Origin of the sequence: Pseudoalteromonas sp. R3, from assembly GCF_004014715.1 — a bacterium.
In the GTDB taxonomy this organism is placed as follows: domain Bacteria; phylum Pseudomonadota; class Gammaproteobacteria; order Enterobacterales; family Alteromonadaceae; genus Pseudoalteromonas.
The window spans coordinates 2,761,673-2,774,989 of sequence record NZ_CP034835.1; the positions used below are offsets into that span (position 1 = coordinate 2,761,673).

9 protein-coding genes and 1 pseudogene are annotated in these 13,317 nt (G+C 49.6%); 3 read left to right on the forward strand and 7 right to left on the reverse strand.

The window, feature by feature from the left end; all coding sequences use genetic code 11:
* The first annotated feature begins 37 nt into the window (after positions 1-37).
* Complete coding sequence (locus ELR70_RS17035; RefSeq protein ID WP_054017029.1) at positions 38-955, forward strand: DMT family transporter; 918 nt, start codon at positions 38-40, stop codon at positions 953-955.
* A 70-nt stretch (positions 956-1,025) separates the two neighbouring features.
* Here ELR70_RS17035 and ELR70_RS17040 read toward each other — a convergent pair.
* The 4 genes and pseudogenes from ELR70_RS17040 to ELR70_RS17055 form a co-directional block, all read right to left on the reverse strand.
* A pseudogene (locus ELR70_RS17040) lies at positions 1,026-4,153 on the reverse strand (CusA/CzcA family heavy metal efflux RND transporter).
* An 11-nt stretch (positions 4,154-4,164) separates the two neighbouring features.
* Complete coding sequence (locus ELR70_RS17045) at positions 4,165-5,334, reverse strand: efflux RND transporter periplasmic adaptor subunit (protein WP_054017031.1); 1,170 nt, start codon at positions 5,332-5,334, stop codon at positions 4,165-4,167.
* Positions 5,335-5,528: 194 nt separating this feature from the next.
* Entirely contained in the window at positions 5,529-5,849 is a 321-nt protein-coding gene (locus ELR70_RS17050) for a hypothetical protein (protein ID WP_128064647.1), read from the reverse strand.
* 141 nt (positions 5,850-5,990) lie between these two features.
* Positions 5,991-6,473 carry a GNAT family N-acetyltransferase gene (locus ELR70_RS17055; RefSeq protein ID WP_054017033.1) on the reverse strand — a complete coding sequence of 161 codons (483 nt, stop codon included), beginning with the start codon at positions 6,471-6,473 and terminating at the stop codon, positions 5,991-5,993.
* 201 nt (positions 6,474-6,674) lie between these two features.
* On the opposite strand from ELR70_RS17055, the gene katG reads away from it, so the two are divergent.
* Positions 6,675-8,828: a catalase/peroxidase HPI gene (gene katG, locus ELR70_RS17060; protein WP_054017034.1), complete on the forward strand. Its 2,154-nt coding sequence runs from the start codon at positions 6,675-6,677 to the stop codon at positions 8,826-8,828.
* A gap of 49 nt (positions 8,829-8,877) precedes the next feature.
* Here katG and ELR70_RS17065 read toward each other — a convergent pair whose 3' ends face one another.
* A complete protein-coding gene (locus ELR70_RS17065; RefSeq protein ID WP_054017035.1) occupies positions 8,878-9,339 on the reverse strand; it encodes a YaiI/YqxD family protein in 462 nt (153 codons plus the stop codon).
* Positions 9,340-9,396: 57 nt separating this feature from the next.
* A complete protein-coding gene (locus ELR70_RS17070; protein WP_054017036.1) occupies positions 9,397-11,280 on the reverse strand; it encodes a methyl-accepting chemotaxis protein in 1,884 nt (627 codons plus the stop codon).
* Positions 11,281-11,370: 90 nt separating this feature from the next.
* Between ELR70_RS17070 and ELR70_RS17075 the strand changes: the two genes are divergently transcribed.
* Positions 11,371-12,561: a porin gene (locus tag ELR70_RS17075; protein ID WP_054017037.1), complete on the forward strand. Its 1,191-nt coding sequence runs from the start codon at positions 11,371-11,373 to the stop codon at positions 12,559-12,561.
* Here ELR70_RS17075 and ELR70_RS17080 read toward each other — a convergent pair.
* The gene (locus ELR70_RS17080; protein WP_054017038.1) at positions 12,558-13,280 is read right to left on the reverse strand and encodes an NAD(P)-binding oxidoreductase; all 723 of its coding nucleotides are present in this window, start codon (positions 13,278-13,280) and stop codon (positions 12,558-12,560) included. The genes ELR70_RS17075 and ELR70_RS17080 overlap by 4 nt on opposite strands.
* Positions 13,281-13,317: the final 37 nt, after the last annotated feature.

A 13,317-nucleotide genomic window follows, 5' to 3' on the forward strand; every position in this document is an offset into this window, starting at 1 on the left:
GCACCTTCGCGAAACGATAAAACCACAAAGGACTGCCATGTCGACCACAACGTGCAACGACCAACCCAACGATTCAGCGATTGTATTTGCTCTGGTTTCAGCCATGTTATTTTGGGGGATGAGTTGGATCTCAGGAAAGATTATTGCTGATATCGCCCCCGCTCAGGTCACCGTGTTTTACCGACTGTTTCTGGCAGCCATCAGTATGTTGCCTATTATGTGGGCTATGAAAAAATTCAACCTACTAAACCTAAGATTTAACAAACATGCTTTGGCTTGGTCACTGCCAGCAGGCTTTTTTCTCGCTTTTTACAATCAGTTGTTTTTTCTTGGCCTGGCCGATGGATTGCCAGGTAAGGGTGGCATGCTGGTCACCACCTCCAATCCCGTGTTTACCTTTATTTTGAGTGCCATATTATTGGGGCAAGCCATCAATCGGCGCCAGGGAATTGGGTTGGCTCTGGGCCTGGGCGGTGGACTAATGATGATTGAAGTGTGGCATTTCGACCTTGATCAGATACTTTCTGCAGGTAATCTGTACTTTATCCTTGCATCACTCACCTGGGCCTTTTTGACCCTGATCAGCCAACGCGGAACCCGATATGCTGACTTCATTACATTTAGTACGCTCATGTATTTTTGGGCTTCGTTATTAAGCTATACCTTTGCTTATAAACATGACCCTTTCATCGGTGCAGCAAAGTTTCCGGCGTATTACTGGCATCACTTGCTGTTTTTATCGATTGTCGTAGTAAGCATCGCCACCAGTGTATTCTTTCTGGCAACACAAAAGCTTGGTCCCAACCGTTCGAGCTCTTTCGTCTTCGTGGTACCCGTCACTGCAATGGGACTGTCTGCCTGGTACTTTGGTGAACGGCTCAGCGTAGGCGTTGCAGTGGGCGGTGCGTGTGCTTTGTGTGCCGTTTATTTGCTCAATAAAAAAGCGTCAAGCTAGAACGTTATAAGGAAAGCCGACCCTCTGTATCGGCTTTCTAACCATGACTAACCTTAGTCAGCCTCACTCGTTACGGTTTGGTACTGAATCGTTCAAATAAGATGGGTAATACAAACAACGTGAGCAAGGTTGAAGTAAACAGGCCACCGATAACAACGCTAGCTAAAGGTTTCTGAACTTCTGAGCCTACCCCCGTGGACAACAGAATTGGCATTAATCCCAATGCAGAGGTGAGCGCAGTCATCAGTACCGGGCGTAATCGAGACACGGCACCTTCTTGTATTGCAGTAGATAGGTCCTCTCCTGAGGCAATGCGCCGATTAATGCTCTCCACGAGTACCACCGCGTTTAATACTGCCACACCAAACAAAGTAATAAACCCTACAGAAGCCGGTACGGATAAGTATTGCCCTGACCAATATAAAGAAAAGACACCACCAATCACGCCCAACGGAATGCTCATCATTACAAGAGCAGCCTGACCTGCGGAATTAAAGGTCACGAACAGCAACAGGGCCATTAACAACAGGGCACAGGGAATAACGAGCGCTAACCTTTTTTGGGCACGTTGCTGACTTTCAAACTGACCGCCAAACTCAATACTGTAACCTGGAGGAAGTGATAACGCACCGTCAATCTTTGCTCTGATATCTTCGACAACGCTGCCCATATCCCTGCCAGACACATTGGCCTGCACAACTATTCTGCGCTGCACATCATCGCGGCGGATCTGTACCGGGCCTGACGCAAACTCTACATTTGCCACTTCTTTTAGGCTGACCCAGGCACCTGAGGGGGACAGAAGTCTCAAAGATTCTATTACAGCAGGATTGCGTCTGGCAGGTTCAGTCAGTCTGACGTAAATATCATATCTTTCATTCCCTTTTACAACCTGACCCGCCGTATTACCCCCTAAGCCACTGCTGACCAACTCCATTACATCTCTGACAGAGAGTCCAAAACGCGACAAAGCTTGCCTGTTTGGTGTGATCACTAATTGAGCCTCTCCACTTAGCTGCTCCAACGCAACATCCACTGTGCCAGTTACGCCCTGAACTAAATGTTCAAGCTCCTCTCCTTTTTGCATCAACACGGTTAAATCCGGACCGAGCAGTTTAATAGCTAGCTGAGCTTTAACGCCCGATAGCAACTCATCAACGCGAGTTGCTATCGGCTGAGAGAAGTTGAAAAGCAAACCAGGGTGAACGGCAAGTGCTGCTGCCATTTTTTCTTGTAGAGCAGTCCTTGTGTGCGCATTTTTCCACTGTTCAACAGGCCTGAGCCCAACATAGATTTCAATGTTGTTGACCGGCTCGGGATCGCCACCGACCTCCGCACGACCAATTCGGCTCAATGCATAAGTGACTTCTTCAAACTCTAATAACGTTTGCTCCAGTTTAGGCGCAACAGACAAAGCCGTTTCCAGACTGGCAGACGGTGCCAGCGTTACACGTAAATTCAAGGTCCCTTCTTCCAGCTCAGGAACAAACTCAGTGCCAATTTGTCCCAATGTATATACTGCAAATATAAATAGAGCCGAGGTGGCCATAAGCAATGCTTTTCCGTTTCGCTGTGCTTGTGTCAGTAACTGTCGATAGTGCCCTTCCACTTTTGCTAACATCACATTGTGCCGTCCCGGTTTGCGGCTTTGCAACAAATAGCAGGCTAAAGGCGGCACCACCAGCAGAGCAATCACAACGGCACAAACCATGGCCAGCATAATGCTGATAGCCATGGGTACGAAGAGCTTGGCTTCAACGCCCTCGAAGGAAAACAAAGGCAAAAAAACCAGCAGGATAATCGAGGAAGCAAAAAAGATAGGTCTGGCGACATCCATTGCAGCTAAGGTCACCAGTTCATGAAACGACCTGTTCTCCCCACCGGAGGGTGCCAACTGGCAGGAATGTCGTTGCAAAATGCGCTCGACCATAACCACTGAGCCATCCACCAGCATACCAATGGCTACTGCCAGCCCACCCAACGACATCAAGTTTGCCGACATTCCCAGCACAGACATAAGCCCTAGCGCCAGAACAATTGCCGCAGGCACCGAGAGTATCACCAGGATTGCCGCGCGCAGATTAAGTAGAAATAAGATTAACACCGCTGCAATAAACACAAATGCCAGCAAAAGCGCCTGGGTTACTGTGCTAACAGCCTTTTCGATCAACATACTCTGATCGTAAAAAGGCACAAATTTCACACCCGGAGGCAGCACTCGGTTGATCTGCACTACTTTTTTGTTGATCCCATCAATTGTCGCTTTGGTATTGGCCCCGATACGTTTAAGCACAATACCACTGACTACTTCACCCAGGGGCTGTTGCTTACCTGTATGATCACGCTGTGTCATGGTCACCGCTCCCTGACGGATCTCACCCCCAATTTGACCTGTGCAACGTCACTTACTCGAACCACAGTCCCATGCTCTGTCTTGACGGGGACCTGCCGAATTTGTGCCAAGCCTGGCTCGCCACTTGCAAACCAACCAACTCCACGGATCACCAGTTGCTCCTGACCTCGGTCGAGATACCAGCCACCTACATTGCGATTATTGTCCATTAAGGCTTGCTGCACCTGAGCCTGAGTTAACTCATATGCCAACAAGCGCGCAGGGTCCAGATCCACCTGATATTGTTTAACCTGCCCTCCAAATGACAGCACGTCTGTCACCCCTTCTACCGGCATCAGTAAAAGTTTAACCACCCAATCGTTGATTCCACGCAGCGCCATTTCATCAAGGCCTGAATCGGGTTCAGCCACCAGCAGATATTGATAAACCTGACCCAAGCCAGAGGTATTCGGGCCCATATCTGGGATACCCACAGAGTCAGGGATCAGTGAACGGGCGGCCTGCAGCCGTTCAAACACCAACTGCCTGGCAAAGTAAATATCAGTCCCTTCTTTAAAGACCACTGTCACTCCAGACAATCCGGTTTTCGACACTGAGCGTACCTGTTCAACATCCGGCAGCGCATACATTACGGCTTCAATAGGGTAAGTGATCAGCTGCTCAACTTCCTGTGCCGCCAACCCTGGCGCTTCAGTGTTTACGGTTACCTGAACATTGGTTACATCCGGAAAAGCATCCAGATTCAGGCGAGGTATTTGCCAAAGCGCCCCAGTCAGAATAATGAGTGCTAAAAATAGCACCAGGGCACGGTGTATAATTGCACCTTTTATTAGCTTGTCTAACATCTTGTGCGTCCTTAGTGGTTATGTGGGTCAAAGCCACTTTTTGCCAATTCGGAGGCAACAAAGAATGCACCTTCAATAACCACCCGTGTGCCCGCCTCAATCGCTTGCGAGGGCAACGCAGGTTCAATTATCACCCTACCCTCGATCAACTCGCCACGTACAACAGGAGTAGCAACAAACTCACCTGCCTCATGCTCCACAAACACCTGCCACTTGCCCGCAGTGTCGCGCACCAGAGCTGATTCAGGCACAGTAATAACTGGGCTGGCAGTGTTAAACATAAAAAATGCACTGACAAACATCCCTGCATGTAACGTATCGTCCGGATTGTCTACTTGCAGGCGAACAATTCGAGTACGCGTAAGTGGATCCAGTGTATGCCCTTGCTGGATCACCTTTGCCGGGTAGCGACGAAGATTGTGTTCAATCTCAACACGCGTATGGGTATTGATCGGGTCCTGCTGTGTGGCTGCTAACCTGACTTCAACCCATAAAGTTGATTCATCGGCGAGCTGCATGATGGCCTCGCCCGGCTCAAAGCGTTGGCCCTGCTCAAAGTTATCCGCCAGGACAATCCCGCTGCGCTGTGCGGACAAGGTATAGATACCCAGTGAGTGAGCCTCAGTCTCTTGTAACCGGCTGATATCAGACAGGCTCATCCCCATCGCCAGCAACTTGCCCTGCGTGGCCTTAAACTGGGCCTTCGCGACAACCTGCTGGCTTTCGCTCAGACTCGCACTGGTCAAACGCGCTACCCGTTGCCACTCACTGGCTGCTATCAGGTAGTCAGCCTGCGCCTGTGCCATATCCTGGCTAAATAAGGTAACCAGCTTATCGCCCGGTTCAACTATCTGACCCAACACGGCATGACGGCGCTCAATCACGGAGTCAATCCGCGGTGTCACCACGTAGCTGGTGTAACTGTTGGCTTTGAGCTCGCCCGGCGCATAAAGTGGAATGTGTTCATACGCTGGCTGGATTGTCTCCAGCTTAAGGTTGATCTTTGTCTGCTGGGCCTGATTAAGCATCACACTTTGTGCATGAGGCTGCGCAGCATCAGCAGTGCCGGCAGGCCGGTGTTGTTCGGCATGGTTGTGGTCCGGATCGGCGCTTAATCCAGCATTGACCCTCAGTGATATCAATAGTAATCCAGCTGCATAGCTAAAAATACGTTTGTTCATGGTTATCTAAACCTCTTAACGCGTGGCTTGTCACGCATCTGAAACTGCCTGCAAGCCACAGCCTGTCTGTTTCAGGCAAAAGTGAGACTGACTCATTGCACCGCCCCGTTGTCACATAGCAACAGGCACACGGAAGCAATCCGTCAAACGACAAAAAATAAGGCTGATCTGAATACGATCAGAGAGAAACAGAGTTATGCGATGGGAGGTCTAAACTGAGATTCAATTCGTCGGCGAACCTGAGTGTCGCTGGGTAAAAAGGCAGGGTCGGAATTGATGAGACCGGACACCATAGCAAGCCTGGCTGACATCCAGATAGTATGGCTGCCACTACAATGGCCACAATGGTGACAATCGGAGATCACATGTCCCTGCTCATCAAAAATAAGCCTGTCTGAAGCAGAATAGGCGTCATCATGAACATGTTTAGTTTGCAGGTGTTCCTGATCAGGTTGATGAAAGTTGCCGGGATCGACAGCAGCAGTCACCGATTGCACGCCAATCAGTAACATCATAATTATGCTGAGCAGACCCTGTAGTAAACGCAACTTACCTTCTCACGGTTTATTAAGTTGCCAGCAATATAGGCTGGCCAGGAGGCGATGTCAATGCCTCTTGTTACCCTATCATGTTGATATGAAATAACATTATTATTTTTAGTCGAGCCATTTATACATGATATGGCTATCAATGAAACCCAGGTCAGGATGGCGGTAAGCCTTTGGAATTGTGCCAATTATTTTAAACCCCAGGCGCTGCCACAACTGTACCGCTACCTGATTACTCGCAACCACAGAATTGAACTGCATAGCCAGGTAGCCTCGTGCTTTAGCCTCATTTTGCGAGTGTTCACACAAAGTCCGGGCAACCCCTTTGCCTCTTGCCCGGGTCGCAACCATATAACCACAGTTACAAATATGATTACTCGGACCCATCGCATTGGGTTTCAAATAGTAGCTTCCCAGTATCTCACCTTCTTCAACCATAACATAAGCGCAGTCTACTTTTTCGCACCATAGCGCATAAGCTGCTTGTTGCGACATGTCAGGGTCAAAAGCGTAAGTCTCCTGCTGCTCAATCACCGTCTTGAAGGTTGGCCAGAATTGTTGAAAATCGCTTTGTGTCATTTTTCTTATCATATTCTCTCCTGTTTGGTGTGCTGGCGCACTTGGGTAATTGCATGGATGGGATCAGGCTTTGTGATCTTAACTACCCGAACTTGCGTATGAAATTTACTCAACTTAATCATGTTTTGACTATAATCTATAGCCCGTCGCCTGATAACAGCCGTATTTAATCAGCGCAGTCCAACACGCCGTGACTTGAAAGGAGACACAGCAATGCAAGCAAACGACCGCTCTGGCACCTGTCCGATACTACATAACAGCCCCACAACAGATCAATTGGCACAGCCAAAATGGTGGCCCAAGACACTGAACCTCGACATACTGCACCAACACGACAGCAAAACTGATCCAATGGATAAGAACTTTTGCTATCGCGAAGCCGTCAAACAACTCGATTTTGACGCGCTTAAAAAAGATCTACTTGCGCTGATGACCAACAGTCAGCCCTGGTGGCCGGCAGACTGGGGGCATTACGGTGGATTGATGATCCGCATGACCTGGCACGCCGCAGGGACTTATCGAATTGCCGATGGCCGTGGCGGTGCCAGCACCGGGAATCTCAGATTTGCGCCGCTTAACTCCTGGCCCGATAATACCAATCTGGATAAGGCTCGCCGCCTGCTCTGGCCGATTAAACAAAAATATGGAAACCGACTGAGCTGGGCTGACCTAATCGCCTATGCGGGAACCGTAGCGTATGAATCTATGGGCTTGGCAACCTACGGGTTTGCATTTGGCCGCGAAGACATTTGGCACCCTGAAAAAGACATTTACTGGGGCCCTGAATCTGAATGGCTGGCAACCAGCGACGGAGACAACAGCCGCTATCACAGTGAACGGGAGCTGCATAACCCACTTGCTGCCGTGATGATGGGCCTGATTTATGTCAACCCGGAGGGAGTCGACGGTCAGCCAGACCCACAAAAAACGGCCGAAGATGTGCGTACAACATTCGCCCGCATGGCCATGAACGACGAAGAGACCGTTGCACTTACCGCAGGTGGTCACACGGTAGGCAAGTGCCATGGTAATGGCGATGCACAGGCACTCGGCCCCGAGCCCGAAGGAGCAGCTCTGGAGGCTCAGGGGTTAGGCTGGCTCAAAGACGGCGCCACTGGCAAACATGCGGTGACCAGCGGGCTGGAAGGTGCCTGGACAAGCGAGCCGACTCGCTGGGACAACGGCTACTTTCATTTGTTGCTTAACTATGAATGGGAACTAAAAAAGAGCCCGGCAGGCGCCTGGCAGTGGCAGCCCATTAATGTGAAAGAAGAAGATAAATATCCTGATGTCGCCGACCCTCAAAAGCGCCACAGTCCAATTATGACGGACGCCGATATGGCGATGAAAGTAGACCCAGCCTATCGTAAAATTTCACAACGTTTTTATGATGACCCGGAATATTTTTCTAAGGTGTTTGCAAAGGCCTGGTTCAAACTTACGCACCGAGACATGGGTCCGGTATCGCGTTATATAGGACCAGATGTACCAAAGGAAACCAGTCTCTGGCAAGATCCGGTCCCTGCAGGTAATACCAGCTACGACCTTCAGGCGCTCAGGCAAGCCATCGCTGCCTGCAACCTGAGTATTGCAGAGCGCGTTGCGACAGCATGGGACAGCGCGCGAACGTTTCGCGGCTCAGACCGGCGTGGCGGTGCCAACGGTGCACGTATTCGCCTTGCGCCACAAAAAGACTGGCCCGGTAACGAGCCAGTACGACTAAACAAAGTACTGGCTACCCTCACCCCAATCGCACAGCAACACAATGCCAGCTTGGCAGATACGCTGGTGCTGGCAGGTAACCTTGCTGTTGAACAGGCCGCACAAGCGGCTGGTTTCGATATTCAGGTGCCTTTTACACCCGGACGGGGTGACGCCACCGACGAAATGACAGATATCGAGGCGTTTGCCGTCCTCGAGCCGCTGCATGATGCGTTCCGTAACTGGTTAAAAGCGCCCTATCAGGTGAGCCCGGAAGAGCTCATGCTGGACAGGGCCCAGTTGCTGGGACTAACAGCCCCACAGATGACGGCGCTATTGGGTGGCATGCGTGTACTTAACACCAATCATGGTGCCACGCAACATGGTGTATTTACTGATCAGCCTGAAATATTAAGCAACGACTTCTTTGTTACACTGACCAACATGCAATACCAGTGGCAGCCTAAGGATGAGCACACTTATCAATTGATTGACCGTCAAAGCGGGAAAGTAGCGTGGACGGCAACGCGCGTCGACCTGGTATTCGGCTCTAACTCCGTATTACGTAGCTATGCTGAGTTTTATGCACAAGACGATAACCGCGAGAAATTTGTACAAGACTTTGTTGACGTCTGGGCCAAAGTTATGCATGCCGATATGACATAACGACCAAGCGAGTAAGTCACCGACTAGGGGTGAGTCGGTGACTATGAGCTTAGGCTTTGTTTTGTTGCAACCAGCGGTCGAGGCTGTTGGCAAACTGTTGTTTTTCAGCCTGCCCCAGTGGAGGCGGGCCGCCGCTGACCATGCCGCTGCTTCGCATAGTGTCCATAAAATCGCGAATATTCAGTCGGGAGCGGATGTTTTCCCGAGTAAATTCTTCACCACGCGTGCTCAGTGCTAGTCCGCCTTTCTCTATAGCTTCTGCCGCAAGCGGAATGTCACTGGTGATCACTAAATCACCCGCGCTCATACGGCGTACAATTTCGTTGTCAGCGACATCAAAACCACTGCTAACCTGTAGCTTGTGAATATAAGGAGACGGCGGCGTTTTGATATATTGATTAGCGACGAATGTGACAGGCATCTGGGTTCTGGCTGCAGCACGAAACAGAATCTCACGGATCACCACAGGGCATGCATCTGCATCTACCCATATGTTCTTGTTGTTGTCCAAAATTGACTCATTTACTCTATTGGTTATGCGGCAAGTGTACAACTTGCCGCAGCCAAGCTAAAGCGTGAATTTCGACAACAACCCCTCTTGTTCATGAGCATGCTGTGCCAACACTTTGCTGGACTCATACTGACGAATTGCAAAGCTGCCAACTTCCACGCTAATATCATTGATATTAGAGGTATTTTTGTTTATTTCCTCAATCACTACACTTTGTTCTTCTATGGCCGTTGCGATCTGAATATTACGATCCATGATGTCTTTTACGGCTTCGGATATCTCATTAAGCATACCCGTGGCCTGCTCAGTTTGCTCCACACAGAGCAAAGTTTTATCGCGACTGCTGCCCATCGCACTTTGTACCTGTATTGACGATGCTTGGATCTGCTCTATCATGGACTTAATTTCGGTAGTTGACTCTTGCGTCTTGGTCGCCAGTGAGCGCACTTCATCAGCAACCACAGCAAAACCCCGCCCTTGCTCACCTGCACGGGCTGCTTCAATAGCGGCGTTGAGCGCCAGCAGATTTGTTTGCTCCGCAATGCCGTTGATGACGGATAAGATGTTTTCAATGCTCTGACTGTATTCAGCCAGCTGAGTACTCATTTCGTGGGAGGTGTTTATTTCATCCGCCAAAGCACTAATCTCGCCTCGTGTCTTCTGAAATACTTGTTGACCCTGTGCGGCTTTTTCGTTGACGGAGGTAATTGACGTCGCCGCGTTTTGCGCACTACCTGCAATCTCGCTGGAGGTAGTGCTCATTTCGTGCATCGCTGTTGCCAGCCCTTCAATATGTTGCACCTGCTCAGTCAGCTGTGAGCTGGACTGATTTGCCAACGTTCTCGCTTCGTCGCAACTGGCCACCACCATATCAGCCCGCTGCTTCACATCCGTTACCAGACTATGCAAAGATCCCAGAAATTGATTAAATTCCTGTGCCACTTTACCACACTCATCTTGGTGTTTTATGCGTACACGCTGCGTCAGGTCGCCGCTACCTGACGCAATATTGGTGATCGCATCGTTGAGGTCTTTCAATGGCCTAAGTAGCTGAATTGCCAATGCACGACTCAGAAATGCCCCAAGCAGGATCGCCACCACAGCCAGTATCAGAGTGCTCATAGACAATTCTCTCAGATCGCGAAACACCAGTGCTTTATCAAGCAAGACCGCCAGATACCAGTCGGTACCGTATTGCTGGGACAAAGGATAAAAGTAGAGTAGCTTCGCCTCCCCTTTTACTGTCACTTCCAACAAGGTCTGCTCAGCTGATTTATGTAATTGAGGAGATAAAGCACTCAGCGGCTTGCCATTGAGTTTGGCATTTTGGTGAGAAACGATGGTTCCTTTGCTGTCTACCAAAAAGGCATAACCTGTGCCGTCAAAGTTCACTGCATTGACGCTTTTGGCGATGGTATCCAGACTAAGGTCTCCGCCAATGGCACCGCGAAACTGGCCGCCCGAATTAATAGGTGCCACCACAGAGAGCAACAGTTCGCCAGTTGCAGCATCCGTATATGGACTGGTGAACACGGTTTTGCCTTTGTCTCTGGCCAGCTTATACCAACCACGTTCCCGAAAATCTACGTCCGGCGGGTTTTGCCGGTTTGGATTGTTAGACCTTAAAATAGACTCGTTACTTAAAGTGCCAAACGCCAGTAAAAAAGCTTCTTTAAAATAGGGTGATTCAAGCCCCTTTTGAAACTGGTCCGGACTAAAATCGGCTTCAATCTGGCTGCGCAGCAATCTAATTAGAGCGGCTTTTTCGGCCAGCCAGTTGTCAATACCCAGCGCCAGTAACTGTGCGGAATCGCTCACATAGGCGGTGGTTTTTTTATTCATAGAAGCATTGACCAGCCAGTAAGTGGTAATACTGATCACCAATATGATCACAAAGATAAGAAGCGCCGATGCCAAAGAGAATTTGCTGCGGATTTTCATATAATTTAGGCCAAATAAAATCACCCTTTGCCAAAGTGTTGTCTATAATTCGATTTATCGCAACTAACGCAACAAATTTGGTAATTTGCTATGAAAAACGCGATCTCCTCTGTAGCTAAAGCTATCCTGGTAACACTGTGCATCCCAATGGCCAGCACTTACGCTAGTTCAGAACGTCCTGTCACAATGGCTGACATCGAAGCTCTGGAAGCACAACTACGGGCTTTGAAGGCCCGCTTCGAAAACCAAAACCCACCGACAACAAAGCAAGCATCTAAGCCTGACACCCAGATCTCAAGTCAGGCCGCAGACAAGCACAAGCCAGCTCGCACATCTACGGAAACAGTCCAGGAAGAAAAGCGTAAACTAGATGTCTATGCCACTATGCGCCCGACTTATGGCCGCCTTGAGACTAATGGCGAGGACAATTGGGACGTACGTGATGCTCTGTCTCACGCAGGCCTCAAAGTAACGCACGAATTCGACGAAGACTGGAGTGCTGAGCTGCATGGTGAATGGAGTATTGACGTTGCAAATGAAGGCAATTTTGGTCGCTCCCGGCGAGCCTATACAGCGTTGAACACACCCGTAGGCCGCTTTGGTATTGGCAAGCAAAGACCCGCGCAGTATTTATTCATCGCCGAATACGTTGATATCTTCAACCATGCTAACAGTCCGTTCGCCTATGACCCTGAAAGCCTGTTCTTTGTTGACAATCTTGTTAGCTATCGGCTCACTCCCGGCCCCTTTACTTTTGTTGCCGTTGCACAGTTTAATGGTGAGTCTGGCAGCAACTCTGACGACTTGGTCAATGTGGGCCTGAGTTATGATGCCAACGATTTGCATGCAGCAATCACTTATCAGCAAAATGATGTCTATGCAGATGATATCCAGCTTGGAGACAACAATCTCTGGGCGACCTCACTGGCTTATCAGTTTACACCCCGCTTCTACGCAGCGGTTGCCTATCAGGACAAAAACTATGACAGGCGTGCTCCAGGCGCCGATCGCAACGGTCATACCTTTGATTTATCATTCGCTTATCAGCTGGCCAAAGCCTACAAGTTGAAAGCTGGGTATTTTGATTTTGATGATGGTTTTCAGGATTCAGACCCCGCAGCTGGCAGCTTTGATGGGTTTAACGTCACCCTGGAATGGAGCCCAATCAAGGTACTCAGGGTGCACCTGGAATACCTTAACAAGTCGTTTGTTAATGGTGATGATTTCGACTCCATTTCAATCGGTTTTCGGTACGATTATAAAACCACGATTGACTACTAAGGCTGGCTTTGGTTGTAGAGTACGGGAGACTGACCCTGCCATTGTAGCCATAAGCCTGAGTCCAGTGCCAACTGACACATAAAATGGGCAACATTAATACGACTGGTTTGCCCGGCGTTAAAAATGGCATCTCTTATTGGAGATGGGTGGATGACGTAGGCACTCACCTCAGGCTCATCAATCAGTGAATCTGGACGAACGACCACCCAGTCAACCCCTGTTTCGATGGTCGAGTACGCACGCAGGGTCCGTGCGGCGGCTTCGTTGTCCGGATGAGGTGGCAGACATAATCTGAGTAATGCAACTACCGCTCGATGTGCCAAAGATGGCCGTTCATTCAGCAGCTCATTGCGACATCCGGTACTGTTCATCAAAATGAATTTTACCTGAGTGTGGGCATGACTCTTATCGATTGCTTTGCATACATTGCGCACAGCATCACGCACCAAACGGCGCGGCGGGCCATAAATGCCCTGAAACGTTGGCCTATGTCCCAGACAACAAATCACCGTCTGTACGCCCGATACCAAGGCATTAAGTTCATTTGTACTAAGCTCAGCGATATCACCGACTCTGACATCCAGTTGAGGGTTAGCTTTAAACCATGCCAGTTGAGTACTGCACTTTCGTACCAGCACTCTGACTGGCTCCTGCGCCGACAGCAACTGTTCAACAACCAGCTTACCCGTCGCGCCACTTGCGCCAAGCACTAAGATCATATTGCTTCCTTGGTTTTTCATCTGCTGTCAGTGTAAC